The sequence below is a fragment of the Nonomuraea angiospora genome (assembly GCF_014873145.1).
In the GTDB taxonomy this organism is placed as follows: domain Bacteria; phylum Actinomycetota; class Actinomycetes; order Streptosporangiales; family Streptosporangiaceae; genus Nonomuraea; species Nonomuraea angiospora.
This window is the reverse complement of the sequence record NZ_JADBEK010000001.1, coordinates 12,288,263-12,303,860: the sequence shown is the minus strand read 5'-3', so window position 1 is coordinate 12,303,860 and position 15,598 is coordinate 12,288,263. Positions and strand designations below refer to the sequence as shown.

Annotated in this window: 14 protein-coding genes and 1 riboswitch; of the genes, 11 read left to right on the top strand and 3 right to left on the bottom strand. The window is 72.1% G+C overall.

The annotated features are described in order from the left end of the window. Nucleotides 1-105 precede the first annotated feature (105 nt). From H4W80_RS56460 to H4W80_RS56440, 5 genes are all read left to right on the top strand, one after another. On the top strand, nt 106-1,599 hold the full coding sequence (locus tag H4W80_RS56460; protein ID WP_192792563.1) for an ATP-binding protein: 1,494 nt from the start codon (nt 106-108) through the stop codon (nt 1,597-1,599). Next, entirely contained in the window at nt 1,596-2,291 is a 696-nt protein-coding gene (locus H4W80_RS56455) for a response regulator (protein WP_192792562.1), read from the top strand. The genes H4W80_RS56460 and H4W80_RS56455 overlap by 4 nt, the downstream gene beginning before the upstream one ends. Nucleotides 2,292-2,364: 73 nt before the next feature. After that, on the top strand, nt 2,365-4,473 hold the full coding sequence (locus H4W80_RS56450) for an N-acetylneuraminate synthase family protein (protein ID WP_192792561.1): 2,109 nt from the start codon (nt 2,365-2,367) through the stop codon (nt 4,471-4,473). 28 nt (nt 4,474-4,501) lie between these two features. Continuing rightward, nucleotides 4,502-5,482, top strand: coding sequence for a glycosyltransferase family 2 protein (locus H4W80_RS56445; RefSeq protein WP_192792560.1), 981 nt, complete (start codon nt 4,502-4,504; stop codon nt 5,480-5,482). Continuing rightward, nucleotides 5,482-6,717 (top strand): polysialyltransferase family glycosyltransferase, encoded by a 1,236-nt coding sequence (locus H4W80_RS56440; protein WP_318787544.1) that lies wholly within the window; start codon nt 5,482-5,484, stop codon nt 6,715-6,717. Before H4W80_RS56445 ends, H4W80_RS56440 begins: the two co-directional genes overlap by 1 nt. Nucleotides 6,718-7,098: 381 nt before the next feature. Here the strand turns inward: H4W80_RS56440 and H4W80_RS56435 are convergent, their stop codons facing one another. After that, on the bottom strand, nt 7,099-8,259 hold the full coding sequence (locus tag H4W80_RS56435; protein WP_318787656.1) for a DUF6716 putative glycosyltransferase: 1,161 nt from the start codon (nt 8,257-8,259) through the stop codon (nt 7,099-7,101). Nucleotides 8,260-8,261: 2 nt separating this feature from the next. Then, nucleotides 8,262-9,206 carry a hypothetical protein gene (locus H4W80_RS56430; protein WP_192792558.1) on the bottom strand — a complete coding sequence of 315 codons (945 nt, stop codon included), beginning with the start codon at nt 9,204-9,206 and terminating at the stop codon, nt 8,262-8,264. 97 nt (nt 9,207-9,303) lie between these two features. Between H4W80_RS56430 and H4W80_RS56425 the strand changes: the two genes are divergently transcribed. The 4 genes from H4W80_RS56425 (at nt 9,304) to H4W80_RS56410 (ending at nt 13,000) form a co-directional block, all read left to right on the top strand. Continuing rightward, nucleotides 9,304-10,125 (top strand): aldo/keto reductase, encoded by an 822-nt coding sequence (locus H4W80_RS56425; RefSeq protein WP_225964240.1) that lies wholly within the window; start codon nt 9,304-9,306, stop codon nt 10,123-10,125. A 19-nt stretch (nt 10,126-10,144) separates the two neighbouring features. Then, entirely contained in the window at nt 10,145-11,098 is a 954-nt protein-coding gene (locus H4W80_RS56420) for a Gfo/Idh/MocA family protein (protein ID WP_318787543.1), read from the top strand. Between the two features lie 117 nt (nt 11,099-11,215). Then, nucleotides 11,216-11,353: riboswitch (cyclic di-AMP (ydaO/yuaA leader) on the top strand. 13 nt (nt 11,354-11,366) lie between these two features. Then, nucleotides 11,367-12,041, top strand: coding sequence for a CHAP domain-containing protein (locus tag H4W80_RS56415; protein WP_192792556.1), 675 nt, complete (start codon nt 11,367-11,369; stop codon nt 12,039-12,041). A gap of 212 nt (nt 12,042-12,253) precedes the next feature. Then, nucleotides 12,254-13,000 (top strand): YoaK family protein, encoded by a 747-nt coding sequence (locus H4W80_RS56410; protein WP_192792555.1) that lies wholly within the window; start codon nt 12,254-12,256, stop codon nt 12,998-13,000. On the opposite strand, the gene H4W80_RS56405 is transcribed toward H4W80_RS56410, so the two are convergent. Further along, the gene (locus H4W80_RS56405; protein WP_225964239.1) at nt 12,966-13,772 is read right to left on the bottom strand and encodes an alpha/beta fold hydrolase; all 807 of its coding nucleotides are present in this window, start codon (nt 13,770-13,772) and stop codon (nt 12,966-12,968) included. The two genes, H4W80_RS56410 and H4W80_RS56405, sit on opposite strands and share 35 nt — an antisense overlap. 71 nt (nt 13,773-13,843) lie before the next feature. On the opposite strand from H4W80_RS56405, the gene H4W80_RS56400 reads away from it, so the two are divergent. After that, complete coding sequence (locus H4W80_RS56400; RefSeq protein WP_192792553.1) at nt 13,844-14,707, top strand: LysR family transcriptional regulator; 864 nt, start codon at nt 13,844-13,846, stop codon at nt 14,705-14,707. 233 nt (nt 14,708-14,940) lie between these two features. After that, the gene (locus H4W80_RS56395) at nt 14,941-15,381 is read left to right on the top strand and encodes a YciI family protein (protein WP_192792552.1); all 441 of its coding nucleotides are present in this window, start codon (nt 14,941-14,943) and stop codon (nt 15,379-15,381) included. The last annotated feature ends 217 nt before the right edge of the window (nt 15,382-15,598 follow it).

Below are 15,598 nucleotides of genomic sequence, written 5' to 3'. Positions count from 1 at the left end.
GGGGCTCTCCAGCGGTGATGGAATGACCTTCTAGACGCCCGAGTATGCCCCTCACAGTGACATAGGTCACGATTGAGTAAGTTTCGTTCACAGGGGAGATGTCAGATGCGGCGCTGGAGCCTGGCGGGCCAGATGCTGGTCCTGCAGCTGCTCGTGGTCGCCGTCACGGTGGCGGGCCTGGCGGTGCTCGCGCTCGTGCAGGCGCACGAGCTGCTCACCGACGAGGCCAGCAGCAAGGCCAGGGCCGTCGCGGTGAGCGTGGCGGCCTCGCCCAGCGTGCTGGCCGCCCTCGACGACCCGAACCCGTCCGTACGGCTGCAGCCGTACGCCGAGCGGGTACGCCACCAGACGGGCGTGGACTTCATCACCATCATGAAACCGGACGGCACCCGCTACACCCACCCCAACCCCGCCGAGATCGGCAAGCACTACCTCGGCCACACCGAGCGGGCGCTGGCGGGCGAGACGTTCACCGAGACCTACACCGGCACCCTCGGCGAGTCCAGGCGGGTGGTGACCCCCGTCATGTCGGACGGCCGGGTGCGGGCGCTGGTCAGCGCGGGCATCACGATCAACAAGATCAGCGCCAGGGTCCGCGACCAGCTCGCCTGGGGCGGCCTCATCGTCGCGCTCGCGCTCTCGCTGGGCGCCGCCGGCACGTGGCTGGTCACCGCGCGGCTGCGCCGCCAGACGCACGGCCTCGGCCCGGTGGAGCTGGGCCGCATCCACGAGCACCACGACGCCGTCCTGCACGCCGTCCGGGAGGGCCTGCTACTGGTGGGCAAGGACGGCACGCTGACGCTGTGCAACGACGCCGCCCGGATGCTGCTCGGCCTGCCCGCCGACGCCGAAGGGCGGCACGTGGACGAGCTCGGCCTGTCGGAGGTGCTGGCCGACGACGACGAGCGCGTCCACCTGGTCGGCGACCGCGTCCTCGCGGTCAACAGCGCCGCCAGCCGGCTCGGCACCGTCGTGACCGTGCGCGACCACACCGAGCTCCAGGCGCTGACCGGGCAGCTCGACGCCGAGCGCGACTTCGCCGACTCGCTGCGCTCGGCCGCCCACGAGGCCGCCAACCGGCTGCACACCGTCATCACGCTGGTGGAGCTGGGCCGTACCGAACAGGCCGTGGCGCTCGGCACGGCGGAGCTGCGCGCCGCGCAGGAGCTGACCGACCGGGTGGTCGGCGCCGTGCGCGAGCCGGTGCTCGCCGCGCTGCTGCTGGGCAAGAGCGCCGAGGCGGCCGAACGCGGCGCCGAGCTCGTGATCAGCCAGGACAGCGAGCTCGACGACCTGGGCCTCGACCCGCGCGAGCTCGTCACGATCGTGGGCAACCTGATCGACAACGCCATCGACGCGGCCTCCCGGGTGGAGGTCCACCTCAGCGCGGGCGGCGGCGAGGTGCTCATCAGGGTCGCCGACAACGGCCCCGGGCCGGCCGACCCGCAGGCGTTCGAGAAGGGCTGGACCACCAAGGGCGACGGGCGCGGGCTCGGCCTGGCGCTGGTGGGGCAGGCGGTGCGGCGGCTCGGCGGCACCATCGACGTGAAGGGCTCGGTGTTCACCGTGCGGCTGCCGGTGCCGGAGCGGGTGCGATGACCATCCCGGCGCCGGGATCGGGCGCGAAGATCTCCGTGCTCGTCGTGGAGGACGAGGAGATCACGGCCGAGGCCAACCGCATCTACGTCGAGCGCACGCCCGGGTTCGAGGTGGCCGGGGTGGTCAGGACCGGCGGCGAGGCCCTGCGGTTCCTGCGCGGCAGGCCCGTGGACCTCGTCCTGCTCGACCTGTACCTGCCGGACATGCACGGGCTGGAGGTGTGCCGGGCGATCCGCGCGGGCGGGCTCATGTGCGACGTGATCGCCGTCACCTCGGCCCGCGACCTGGCCATGGTGCGCTCGGCGGTCTCGCTCGGCATCTCCCAGTACCTGCTCAAACCGTTCACCTACGCGACACTCTCCGAAAAGCTGACGCGTTACGCCCGGTTCAAGGACGAGGCGGGCCTGGCCGTCGGGCAGGGCGACGTGGACCGGGTCCTCGGCACCCTGCGGGGCAGCTCGGAGCTGCCGAAGGGCATGGCGCGCGACACCCTCGACACGGTCGCCGCGAAGCTGCGCGACAGCCCCGAGGGCATGGCGGCCCAAGCCGTCGCCGACGCGATCGGGGTGTCCCGCGTGACGGCCCGCCGCTACCTGGAATACCTGGTCGAGCTGGGGGTGGCGGCCCGCATCCCGCAATACGGAGGAGTCGGCCGGCCAGAACTCCTCTACCGGATCCCCATGGAAAGTTAATGATGGTGACGCTGGCCGTTCAATCCGGGCCTCTAGCTTCTGGGTGCAGTCCGATGCACTGAGGAGACAGATCTTGCGAGTCCTGGCCGTAGTTCCCGCCCGCGGAGGTTCGGCGGGCGTACCCCTGAAGAACCTCGCCCTGGTCGGCGGCGTCCCGCTGGTCACCCGAGCGGTTCGGGCCGCCCTGCGGGCCGAGCTCGTGGACCAGGTCGTGGTCAGCACCGACCACGCGGGCATCGCCGAGACCGCCCGCGAGGCGGGGGCCATCGTCGTGGACCGCCCCGAGGAGCTGAGCGGCGCGACCGCCTCCAGCGAGTCGGCGGTGCTGCACGCGCTCGACGCCCTCGGCGAGGACCCCGAGGTCGTCGTGCTGGTGCAGTGCACCAGCGCGTTCATCGACCCGGAGAACCTCTCCGAGGCGGTGCGCAAGGTGCTGGACGGGGAGGCCGACTCGGTCGTGTCGGGGCTGCCGACGCACGAGTTCCTGTGGACCGCCGCCGGGGCCGGCATCAACCACGACCCGGCCATCCGGCAGCGCCGCCAGGACCGCGACCCCGAGTTCCGCGAGAACGGCGCCTTCTACGTCATGCGCACCTCCGGCCTGCGCGAGCACGGCCACCGCTTCTTCGGCCAGGTCGCCGTCCAGCCGGTCTCGCCCAAGCACGGCGTCGAGATCGACAACCCGGACGACCTCGAGCTGGTGCGCGCGCTCGCCCCGTTCATCGACGAGCCCGAGCCGATCGACGTGGACGCCGTCATCACCGACTTCGACGGCGTGCACACCGACGACCGCGCCTACGTCGACTCCGACGGCCGCGAGATGGTGCTCGTCAGCCGCTCCGACGGGATGGGCATCGCGCTGCTGAAGCGGTCCGGGGTGAAGGTGCTGGTCATGTCCACCGAGCACAACCCGGTGGTGGCCGCCCGCGCCCGCAAGCTCGGCGTCCCCGTGCTGCAGGGCCTGGCCGAGAAGCGGACCGTGCTGCGCGACTGGCTGACCATCGAGGGCCTCGACCCGGCCCGCGTCGCCTACGTCGGCAACGACGTCAACGACCTGGGCCCGATGGCCGAGGTCGGCTGGCCCGTCGCCACCCCCGACGCCCACCCGCGCGTCCGCGCCGCCGCCAGGGTCGTGCTGACCAGGGCCGGCGGGTCCGGCGCCGTGCGCGAGCTGTGCGACCGCGTCGTGGCCGCCCGTCCCGAGCCGCCCGCCGCCGAGGTCCGCACGCGGCCCAGGCTCGGGCCGGAGCGGAGGAGCTCCGGGGGAGAGAGCGAGGGACGAGCCAACGAGCCCGGAAGCGGCCGCGACCATGAGCACGTTGCGATCGGCGACGTCCTGGTCGGCGACGGCGAGCCCGTGTACGTGATCGGCGAGATCGGCATCAACCACAACGGCGACATCGACATCGCCCGCCGCCTCATCGACGTGGCGGCCGAGGCCGGCTGCCAGGCGGTCAAGTTCCAGAAGCGCACCCCCGCGATCTGCGTGCCCGAGGAGCAGAAGGGCCAGATCAGGCAGACGCCGTGGGGCGAGATGACGTACCTGGAGTACAAGGAGCGGACCGAGTTCGGCTACGACGAGTACCGGCAGATCGCGAAATACTGCGACGAGCGCGGCCTGCACTGGTTCGCCTCGCCGTGGGACGTGCCCTCCGTGGAGTTCCTGGAGGAGATGGACGTCCTCGTCCACAAGGTGGCCTCGGCCAGCGTCGCCGACCACGAGCTGCTGCGGGTCCTGGCCGCCACCGGCAAGCCGATCATCCTGTCCACCGGCATGTCCACGCTGTCGGAGATCGACGCGGCCGTCGAGATCCTCGGCACCGACAAGCTGATCATGATGCACGCGACGTCCACCTACCCGCTGCCGCCGGAAGAGGCGAACCTGCGCACGATCACCACGCTCAAGGAGCGCTACGGCGTGCCCGTCGGCTACTCCGGCCACGAGCGCGGCCTGCAGATCTCCCTGGCCGCGGTCACGCTCGGCGCGGTCACCGTGGAGCGGCACATCACGCTCGACCGGACCATGTGGGGCTCCGACCACGCCGCCTCCCTGGAGCCGGCCGGCCTCGAGCACCTCGTCCGTGACATCCGCATCATCGAGCAGGCCATGGGCGACGGCGTCAAGCGCGTCTTCCCCGGCGAGGAGGCCCCCAAGGCCCGCCTGCGCCGGGTGACCGTCTGACCTCGTCCGCACTCTGGAGAATCCACTCTTGATCACTCTCTCGGTCGTCGTGCCGGTGCTGAACGGCGAGCGGTACATCGCCGACGCGCTGTCGTCGCTCTGCCGCAACGCCCGGCACGACTTCGAGTTCATCGTCGTGAACGACGGGTCCACGGATGCCACCGGGGACATCGTCGACGACTTCACGCGCGACCTGCCCGGGTTGACCATGCTGCGCAACCCGGCCCCCGTCGGGCTGGCCGACGCCCGCAACACGGGCCTGTCGGCCGCCTCCGGCCGGTACGTCACGTTCATGGACGCCGACGACTGGCTCGCCCCGGGCTACCTGGCACGGCTCGTCGAGGCGATCGACGGGCTCGGCTGCGACTTCGTACGCGCCGACCACGTGCAGGTCGAGGGCCGCAAACGGGTCGTGCACCGCGCCCCCATGGCGCGGAGGGGCGTGGTGCTCGACCCACGGGAGGCGATCCTGCCCGCCGGCGTGCGGACCATGGTCGACTACCCGTACGCGTGGGCCGGGATCTACCGGCGCTCCCTGCGCGACCTGCTGCACTTCCCCGGCTCCCTGCACACCGCCGAGGACCGGCCGTGGATCTGGCGCCTGCACCGGGAGGCCGCCACGTTCGCGGTGGTGTCGCTGGCCGGGGTGTTCTACCGCCGCCTGGTGTCCGGGTCGCTGACCCAGGTCGGCGACGAGCGCCAGCTGCACTTCTTCGACGCGTTCGACCTGGTGTTCAAGGATCTCGAGCCGGAGTTCCTGCCCAAGGCGGTGCGCAACTTCTGCGCGCTGCTCGCCCACCACCTGGAGATCGCCGACCGGTTCACCCCGGCGCTGCGCTCCCGCTTCGAGGAGCGCGGCGCCCACATGGTGCGCGCCCTGCCCGCCGAGCTGGTGTCGGAGTCGGTGGCGCGCATGTCCGCCGAACGCGAGACCACGCTGCGGGCCCTGGTGCCCGACCTGCCGCCCAGCCCGCACGTCCGGGTCCGCCGCGACCGGGAGGAGACATAGTGAAGGTCTTCTACGCCTCGACGCTGTTCGGCGCGATGTCGCTGGCCGCGGCCATCGACGACGGCCGCTTCGGCGACGGGCGCCGCGTCCTGATCGTCTCGAACAACGCGGCCATCCCCGAGGTGACGGCGCCGCTCGACAAGTCGCCCGGCTTCGCCGTGCTGCGCTCGCGCTTCGACGCCGTGCACTCGTGGAACGACCTCATCGCGCCGCTGCACCCCTCCGACTGGCGCGCCCGCGTCATCGAGGTGCCGATGATGGAGCGCCTCCTCCGCTCGGTCTGGGGTCTGGACGGGGTCGAGGAGCTGGTGCTGGAGTCCATCGCGGTGCCCCCGGCCCGGACCATCGCCGGGCTGGTGCGCGACTGCCCGATCACCGTCTACTCCGACGGCCTGATGAGCTACGGCCCCACCCGCGACCCGCTGCCGGCGGAGATCTACCGCCGCATCGGCCGCCTGCTCCACCTGGACCTCGTGCCGGGCCTGACCCCGCTGCTGCTCAGCGAGTACGACGTCGCGCCCTCGATCCTGCCGGACGAGCGGTTCATGTCGATCGTGCACGAGGTCACCGCCACCGCCCCCGACATGCGGCCCGGGCAGGCGATGATCCTCGGCCAGTACCTGTCGGCGCTGGAGATCGTCACCCCGGAGGAGGAGGCGGCGCTGCACGAGACGATGCTCAAGGCCCTGGCCGCCCGCGGCTACACCGACATCGTCTTCAAGCCGCACCCGGCCGCCGGGCGGCGCCACGCCCAGCTACTGCGGGCCGCGGCCGAACCCCTGGGCGTCCGGCTGTCGGTGGCCGCCGAGAGCGTGCCCGCCGAGGTGTGCTTCGCGGCGCTGCGGCCCGAACTGGTCGTGGGCTGCTTCTCGACCGGGCTGCTGACCGCGCAGCGCTACTTCGGGCTGCAGGTGGCCTCGTACGGCACGGAGTTGGTGCTCGACCGGCTGGCGCCGTACGAGAACAGCAACCGGATCCCGGTCACGATCGTGGACGCGCTGCTGCCCCGGCTGTCGCCGGACGGCGGCATCGAGCACCCGACGGCGGTGGACCTGCGCGGGCTCGTCCGGGCGGTGGGCTACTGCATGCAGGCCGAGACGTATCCGGAGCTGCGGCCGGCGAGCATCGAGTTCGACGCCCGCTACTTCAAGCGCAAGCGCCTGGAGACCCTCGGCCTGGTGGCCCGGCCCACGGCGCTCACCCGGCTGCGCCGGAAGATCCGCTCGGCGATCTGACAGCCCACGACAAGGCCGCAACCCCGACGACGGGGGTTGCGGCCTTTCGTCATGGGACCGGTGGCGAGACCTCCGGCCCCCGCGCTTCCTCGGGGACCGCGACCCCGGCCGATCCGGCTACCCACCGCGGCCCGCCCGGCCACCGCGCGTCCCAGGCGACCGCTTTCCCCGGCCGATCCCGCCGCCGCGCTTCCCGTGGGACCGCAACCCCGGGCGACGGGAGGGACCCTCTCCCGCCGTCCGGGGTTGCGGTCCTTTCGGCGGAAAGGAGCGCGAACGGCCGCGCCCCAGGCGGTCCTGCGGGAAAACAAGCGCGCGTGAGCCGCGCCCAGGCGGCCCCTTGGAGGAACCGGCGCAGGTGAGCCGCGCCTCAGGCGGCGGTCAGCCGAGGGCCCTGAGGTAGCGGCGCACGCGGCGCTTGGCCCGGTAGCCGGCCCGCAGCATCGAGGGATGCACCTCCACCCGCAGCCTGGCCCGCCGCCGCGCCGCCGCGTGCTCCGGCCCGTCCAGCAGCGACCGGGCCGGTACGCGCGGCCCGCCCGCCACCAGCCCGGCCAGCCGCCCGGCCCAGTCGTTGCGCGCCGGCGGGTGGAAGTAGTTGGCCTCGCACCACTCCGGAGAGGCCGCCCGGAAACCGCCCTCGGCCAGGTCGTCGAGCGTGCCCAGCAGCCCGCTGCCCTCGAACACCAGGTTGATCATCTCGGCGCTGACGCCGAAGTCCTCCAGCACCAGCGACGGCACGCCCAGCGCGATCGCCTCCAGCGCCGCCGTCGAGCTCACCGTGACGAACCCGGCCGCCCGTTCGAGCTGGTCGTGCATCGACCCCGCCGCGAACTCCACCCGCCCCGGCTCGCCCATCTCCCGCCACAGCCGCTGGTAGTGGTGGCGCTCGTTGTGCGTCTGCCGCTCGTCCTCAAGGGCCCGCAGCTTGACCACCACGTCCAGCTCCGGCCGCAGCCGGGCGAGCTCGGCCAGCGCCAGCAGGATCCGCTCGCGGTCCGGGCGCTCGCGCGGCACCTTGGCCTGGGTGGCGAACACGACCCGGTTCCCGCCCCCGGCGACCACGTCGGAGCGCAGGAACGGCAGCCTGGCCAGCCCCACCGCCCCTCCCCCGCCGAGCCGGCCGGCGATCTCGGAGAACTCGGCCACCTCACGCTCGCTGTGCACCACGAACAGGTCACACCCGCTGCGGAACAGCCACGCCTTCTCCGTCGCCGGCACCGAGATGCCCGGCAGCCCGCTCACGAACACCGGCCGCGGCCGCAGGTCGCCGAGCACGTCGGCCACCAGCACGTCCACCACCGGGCCCGTGCAGGCCACCAGCACCACGTCCGGACGCGTGCGCTCGGCCAGCCGCCGCACGGACCGCGCCGAGATCACCGGCGGCGGCTCCAGACCGCCCACGGCGGCGGCGATCTGCTCCGGCGAGGGCGCGATCGGCGTGCGTACCACCACGAGCTCCGCCGTGCCGCCGGGGGGAAGGTCGCCGAGCAGGCAGGCCGCCCACTTCAGATACGAGTCGGAGTCGGCGACCGCCAACACTTTCAACCGGACACTCCTGTCAGATGCGAGCGAAGGGCGGGGGCCGCCCTGCTGGTCCACCAGTCGTCAGGAACGTCCACGGGCTCCACGGTGACACCGCGCGGGCTGAGCAGCACCCGCAGCGAGGTGATCGCGGTCGAGGGCAGGCTGAGCACGCGCTGGCTCGCGTCCAGGCCGCGCAGCGTCAGCTCGGCCGGCGCGCCCACGTCGTGCACGGTGATGCCGGGGCGCTCCCTGATCAGGGCCACGTCCACGGGGTCCTCGCGGCGGTGCGGGTAGTACGCGAGCGGCTCCTGGGCCGCCAGCTCCGTCAGCCAGCGCAGGTAGTGGCCGCGGTGCACGAGCCCGTTCCGGACGAGCGAGGTGCCGAGGACGACCGTGCGCTCCGCGGGCCCCTCCGCGCTGGGCGGCTGGGCACGCAACCAGGCGAACTGGTGACGTACCAGGTTGATCCCGGCCCGCCGTACGCCCTCCACCAGGGCCTCGTCCACGGGCAGGGCGGTGAAGACCGACACGTCGCTCAGGCGCAGCCGCAGCGCGGCCGCCAGGCCCAGCGCGGAACGCAGCTTCGTCGGCTGGGCCCTGGCCCGCAGCAGCGGCCGGTACGGCCCCGCGGCCAGCAGCTCCAGCAGCCGGAGCGTGGCCAGCCCGTCGTCCACGATGACGATGCGTCCGGGACGCGAGGTGAGCCAGCGCAGCTGCACCCTGCCGGAGAAGGCGTCGCCGACGGCCTGCACGCGTCTGGGCATGCGCTCGAGCGGCTCCGCCAGCTCCAGGCCGTCGGGCAGCCCGAGAGACCTCAGCTCCCGGCGCGTGGCCTTCAGCGGCCGCAGACCGGCGCGCGGCACGACCACCGTCTCGGGGCCGAGCACGCCCGCGTGATGGGCCTCGACGGCGCACAGCATCTGGAGCGGTGACTCCACCCAGGCCGACGCCTGTTCGACCACTCCTGTCCTCCCCGCCGGGTGATGGCCCGTTCACGACCGCTTCAAGCTAGCCCCGCCGCCTTAAGCCACCAGAAACGCGACGTGAACAATGGAGGGTATGAACTCGCTCATGCTCAACACCGACGGCGTGCAGATCCCGCAGCTCGGCTACGGCGTCTGGCAGGTCCCCGCCGACGAGGCCGCGCAGGCCGTCACGACCGCGCTCAAAGCCGGTTACCGGCACGTGGACACCGCCTCCGCGTACGGCAACGAAGAGGGCGTGGGTCAGGCCGTACGCGAAAGTGAGCTGCCGCGCCGCAAGCTGTTCGTGACCACCAAGCTGTGGAACGCCGACCACGGCCGCGCGGAGGCGGCCTTCGACGAGTCCCTGGCCCGGCTCGGCCTCGACTACATCGACCTCTTCCTCATCCACTGGCCGGTGCCGCAGCAGGACAAGTACGTGCAGGCGTGGAAGGCGATCGAGAAGATCTACCGTGACGGGCGCGCCAAGGCCATCGGCACCTCCAACTTCACCATCGCCCACCTCACCCGCCTCATGAACGAGACCGACCTCGTGCCCTCCATCAACCAGATCGAGCTGCACCCCTACTTCCAGCAGCGCGAGCTGCGCGCCTTCCACGAGGCCAACGGCATCCTCACCGAGGCGTGGAGCCCGCTCGGCCAGGGCCAGGGCCTGCTGAACGACCCGGCGCTGGCCAAGCTGTCGGACAAGTGCGGCAAGACGCCCGCGCAGATCGTGCTCCGCTGGCACCTGCAGCTCGGCCACGTCGCCATCCCCAAGTCGGTCACCCCGGCGCGCATCGCCGAGAACATCGGCGTCTTCGACTTCATCCTCGACGCCGAGGACATGGCCGCCATCGGCGCGATGAGCAGGGGCCAGCGGATCGGACCCGACCCCGACACGTTCAACATGACCTGATTCGTCTACGATCTCCCGCGTGCGGGATTTTGCGTGGGGCATAGCGGCGACAGGGAATATCGCGCGGACCGTCGGGAAGGCCATCGCGGCCGAACCCGGCATGCGGGTGGCCGCCGTCGGATCGAGGAACCTGGGGCGGGCGCAGGCGCTGGCCGCCACGCTGGGGGCGGAGTCCGCGTACGACTCCTATGAGCGGCTCTGCGCCGACCCGGCCGTGGACGCCGTCTACGTGGCGACGCCGCACGCCCAGCACCTGGAGGTGGCCGAGGTCGCCATCGCCGCGGGCAAGGCCGTGCTGTGCGAGAAGCCGCTGGCCGCCACCGTGGACGACGCGGAGAAGATGGTGCGCCTGGCACGCGAGGCGGGCGTGTTCCTGATGGAAGCGATGTGGATGAGGTTCAACCCGCTCATCCAGAAGATCGCGGCCGACGAGCGCTTCGGCGACCTGCGCTCGGTGCACGCCTCCTTCGGCTTCGCCAAGCCCTACGACCCGCAGCACCGGCTGTGGGCGCCGGAGCTCGGCGGCGGGGCGCTCCTGGACCTCGGGATCTACCCGTTCGGGCTGGCCCAGCTGCTCCTCGGCATGCCCTCCGACCTGCGGATCACCGGCGCTCTGGCGCCCAACGGCGTCGACGCGGAGGCCGGCGGCGTCCTGCTCTACCCGGGTGGCAGGAAGGCTCTCGTGGAGACCTCGTTGCTCGGGAATTACCCGAACCAGGCCAGTGTTGTAGGGACTCAGATGCGGGCGGACCTCCAGGCGCCGTTCTGGGCTACGCCGCGGATTCGGCTGTCCGGGCCTTCCATGAAGCCGGAGGAGTACACCCTCGATCCGGCGGACAACGGCTACGCCGGAGAGCTCCGCGAGGTCCGGGCCGCGACGGCCGAAGGCAGGACCGAAAGTTCGATCATGCCGCTCGACGAATCCCTTGCCATGATGGGGCTTCTGGCCGAGGCCCGGAGGCAGGTCGTCTAGCTGGGCCTTTATCGATTTGTAACGCTCTTGCCTTATGCATTACGTTTAAGGCATTCTTGAGACATACGTCCGGTTTGTCCGGACTTGTCCGACCATCGCAAGACACATCACAGGACCGTCCTGTGACCGCTGAATCCGCCCTCGGGCGGAACCGGGGACCCACGTCCTTTGGGGTGAATCGGCACTTCGGTGCCGTAGGGCAGCTTCCACGCCCGAACCCGTCAGCTAACCCGGTAAGCGGCATGGAAGCAAGGAGCAAACCCCCTCGATGGCCACCTTCCGCTTTACCTCTGCTGCGAAGACCAACATCGCCCGCGCCCTTCTCGGCGCAACCATCCTCGGAACCGCGTTCGGCGCCCACATGACCAGCGCCACCGCAGCGGAGAAGCAGCCGATCGACACCGCCACCGTCGCCGACCACGCCGAGCGCTCGCGCGAGGCCAAGGCCGGCGTCACCGCCGCCCAGGTCCTGGCGCTCGCCAAGTCCCAGGTCGGCATCACCGAGAACGCGGCCGGCGGCGGCACCAAGTTCCAGCGGTGGTACGCCAGCTCGCAGCGCGCCGCGGAGACCATCGCCCGTGACGGCGGCAGCCGCGCCGACTACCTGAACGCCGCCTGGTGCGCGATGTTCGTCTCCTGGGTCGGCGAGCAGACCGGCGCCCGCCCGCAGATCGGCTGGGACGCCTGGACCGTCGCCCACGCCAAGTGGTTCCAGGCCAACCACCGCTTCGGCACCGAGGCCAAGCCCGGCGCCGTCGTGTTCTTCGCCTGGAGCGGCAGCAAGGACCTCAACGACATCAACCACGTCGGGTTCGTCGAGAAGGACAACGGCGACGGCACCATCTCGACCGTCGAGGGCAACACCGGCAACGGCAAGGTCGAGGAGCGCGTCCGTCCCAAGTCCCAGGTCGTCGGCTACGGCTACCCGCAGTACCGTTCCTGACCGGACCTCCCCCGAGGCCTCCAGCCTCCCCCTCGGCGCCTCCTGCCCGGCGCCGAACGAGCGCGCGTCCCGCAACGGGACGCGCGCTCGTCGCGTTCACCCCCGCGTCGGCTCCTTCTCGGCCGCGGTCCCGGTGCGGCGAGTGCGGCGGCCCGCCACCGGGGAAAGACCCGTGGCGAACCGCCCGCGACCTCGCCAAGGAGCCGCCCACCATGCCAGCCGCGCGCAGACGCCCAGGACGGCTGGTGCGCGGCGGGCTGCGGTGGGTCGCCGACGGGCTCTTCCCGAGCGGCGCCAACCCGCACGGCGTCCTGCCGGCCCTGCTGATCCTGCTGGCCTTCGTCACCGGCCTCGTGGACGCCGTCAGCTTCCTCGGCCTGGGCCGCGTCTTCGTCGCCAACATGACCGGCAACATCGTCTTCCTCAGCTTCGCCCTGGCCGGGGAGGCCCAGATGTCCAGATGGGCCTCGCCGGCGGCCCTCGCCGCCTTCGGAGCCGGCGCCTGGAGCGCCGGGCGGGTGATCAGGTGGACCGCGAACGCGCGACGGGCGTTCGCCGCCGCCACCGCCGTACACGCGCTCCTCGTCGCCGCCGCCCTCGCCGTCGCCCTCACGGCCGGGCACCGCGCGACCTGGCCCCAGGCGGCCCTCATCACGCTGCTGGCCTGCGGCATGGGCCTGCAGAACGCGTCCGTACGGGCGCTCGGCGTACCCGACCTGGTCACCAACGTCCTCACCACGACGCTCACGGGCCTGGCCGCCGACACGCCGGGCCGGGCCGCCCTGCGCCGGGTCGCCTCCGTGGCCGCGATGTTCCTCGGCGCCCTGGCCGGCGCCACTTTCCACCTCACCACCGGCCCGGCCCCCGCCCTGGCGGCCGCCCTGATCCTGCTCGCCACCGCCGCCCTCATGGCCCGCGGCGGTCTCAGCCGAGAAAGAACTCCGCCAGGACCCGCGTGACCCCGGCCGGATCGTTCTCCATCGGGATGTGCCCCGCCCCGGGAACGCGCACCAGCGTCGTGTTCGGCACCTCGGCGGCGAAGCGCTCGGCGTACCGGACCTCCTGGAACGTGTCGTCCTCCCCCCACACCAGCAGCTTCGGCGTCTGATCGGCCTTGAGCGCGGGCACCAGGTCCAGCGTGTAACGGCTGTCGGCCGCGCCCGCCAGCGCCATCCACGACCGGCCCACCCGCGGGTCGTTCCACGGATCGAGGTAATCGGCCAGCTCCGCCTCGGTGGCCGGCCGGGCGAGCGCGGTGGTGACCGCCCTGCGGCGGGCGGCGAGCAGTTCCTCCACGGTCGTGGCCGCCACCACGGCCGGATCCCGGTAACGGGCCACGCCGGGCACCGGCCAGGAGTCGTATGTGACCGAGTTGACCAGCGCCAGCCGCCGCACCTCCGGCTCCCCCTCCACCAGCAGCTGCTGGGCAACCGCACCGCCGATGTCGTGGCCCGCCACCGAGAGCCGCTCCCCCGCGCCGACCGCGGCCGCGAACCGGGCCACCCACGCCGCCAGCGCCGGAACCGCCGCCGTCTCCATCGTCAGCTCCCCGCCGGAACGCCCCAGCCCCGGCAGATCCACCGCCACAGGACGCAGCCCCGCCGCAGCCAGCCCGTCGATCACCGGCGCCCAGACCCGGCTCCAGTACGTGCCGTGCAACAGCAACACCACCGGGCCCCGCTCGCCCGCCGTCAGATAACTGGCCACGCGGCCGTCGACTTCGATCGTCATTCGCTCGAACATGGACATAACCATCGTGTTCTGGAAGTATCCCGGTCAAATACCAATTAAGGTATGCCGGTATGACATTGGCGCAGCTCAGAGCCCTGGTCGCAGTCGCCGAACACGGCGGCTTCACCGCCGCCGCCGAGCACACCGGCATGTCCCAGCCCGCCGTCAGCCGCGCCATCGCCGCCCTCGAACGCGAGCTCGGCGCCGCCCTGTTCGTCCGCCACCGCGACGGCATCGCCCTCACCGAGGCCGGCCGGCGAGCCCTCGCCCGCACCCGCGAGACCCTGCGCCACTTCGACCTCATCCGCGCCGACGTGGCCGCCGCCAGCGGCCAGATCACCGGCGAACTCCGCCTGGCCAGCCTCCCCAGCGCCACCGGCACGCTCGTCGCCAAGCTGCTGCGCGCATTCACCGACCGCTACCCGCAAGTCCGCGTACGCCTCTTCGAGGGCATGGACGACGACATCCGCGAATGGCTGCAGCGCGGCGCCGCCGAGGTCGGCGTCGTCACCCTCCCCGCGCCCGGCCTGCACACCGTCCACCTGAGCACCCACGACATGGTCGCCGTGCTGCCCGCCGACCACCCTCTGACCGCCCGCCCGGCCGTCACTCTCGCCGATTTGGCGGGCAGGCCGTTCATCCTGACCACCGCCGGCTGCCGCCCCCTCATCATGGGTGCGGCACTGACGGCCCAGGTACGGCTCGACGTCGCCTTCGAGGCCAGCGGGCCCGCCGCCATCCTGGAGATGGTGGCCGCGGGGCTGGGCGTCAGCATCGTCCCCACCCTCGGCCTGCCCGCCGACCTGAGCACCGTCGTCACCCGGCCCCTGGAGCCGAAGATGACCCGCTCGCTGGCCCTGGCTGTTCCATCGGCGGACGACTGCGCCCCGACCGCCCGTGCTTTTCTCGACCAGCTCGCCGCCTTTACATTGTAGATTCACGTGTACGCCGACTTGCCCCAGAGGAGGGCGATCCATGGCCGCGGCGGGCCTGGACGCCGACACCGAAATGGCCATCGTCAACACGTCAGCTCCTACACGCAGGGAGTCACTGGACGGCATCGCGGGCCGGCTGTCCGCGAGATGAATCTCTCGCGGACGTGTCGATTCCGCCTGCCGTCGTTCGACGCGTTCTGCGAGAGCCGGAACCGGATGAAAGAGAGACAGCCATGAAATTCATGATCGTCGGCAAGGGCGGCGCGGAGACCGAGGCGGGGACGCTGCCCAGCCAGGAGGTCGTGGACAGCATGCACGCCTACAACGAGGCGCTGGCCAAGGCGGGCGTGCTGCTGGCGGCCGAAGGGCTCTACCCGAGCTCGCAGGGGGCCCAGATCGCGTACAGCGGCGGCAAGGCGACCGTGATCGACGGCCCCTTCGCCGAGGCCAAGGAGCTCATCGCCGGCTTCTGGCTGATCCAGGTCAAGTCCCGGGAAGAGGCGATCGAATGGGCGATGCGCGTGCCGGTGCCGCCGGGGTCTGACGGGATCGGGCTGGACGTGTGGCGGGTGTTCGACGCTTCGGACGTGCCGGACGACTCGCTGCCCGCGGACGAGCGCGAACGCGAACAAGCCCTGCGCGAACGCCTCGGCGTCGACACGCCCGGCACCTGACCCACCCACACGCCTGCGCCGGCCTGCCGGGCCCGCGCCCAGGAATGCCTCGGCCACCACCCGCCAGCACTGCCGGGCCCGCGCCCAGGAAGGCCCCCGCCACCGCCCGCCGGCACTGCCAGGCCGCCTTCACGAAGGCCCCGGCCATCACCCGCCGGGGCGCATGACGAGACGCGGGTTGCCATCGGTGGCTTCGCGCTGCTCTCATGGGCCGGTG

Excerpts from the sequence above, each read along its gene's own strand:
- H4W80_RS56405 (WP_225964239.1), bottom strand. The coding sequence starts at position 13,772 with ATGACGATCGAAGTCGACGGCCGCGTGGCCAGTTATCTGACGGCGGGC.
- H4W80_RS56395 (WP_192792552.1), top strand. The coding sequence starts at position 14,941 with ATGAAATTCATGATCGTCGGCAAGGGCGGCGCGGAGACCGAGGCGGGG.
- H4W80_RS56400 (WP_192792553.1), top strand. The coding sequence starts at position 13,844 with ATGACATTGGCGCAGCTCAGAGCCCTGGTCGCAGTCGCCGAACACGGC.
- H4W80_RS56425 (WP_225964240.1), top strand. The coding sequence starts at position 9,304 with ATGAACTCGCTCATGCTCAACACCGACGGCGTGCAGATCCCGCAGCTC.
- H4W80_RS56455 (WP_192792562.1), top strand. The coding sequence starts at position 1,596 with ATGACCATCCCGGCGCCGGGATCGGGCGCGAAGATCTCCGTGCTCGTC.
- H4W80_RS56415 (WP_192792556.1), top strand. The coding sequence starts at position 11,367 with ATGGCCACCTTCCGCTTTACCTCTGCTGCGAAGACCAACATCGCCCGC.
- H4W80_RS56460 (WP_192792563.1), top strand. The coding sequence starts at position 106 with ATGCGGCGCTGGAGCCTGGCGGGCCAGATGCTGGTCCTGCAGCTGCTC.
- H4W80_RS56410 (WP_192792555.1), top strand. The coding sequence starts at position 12,254 with ATGCCAGCCGCGCGCAGACGCCCAGGACGGCTGGTGCGCGGCGGGCTG.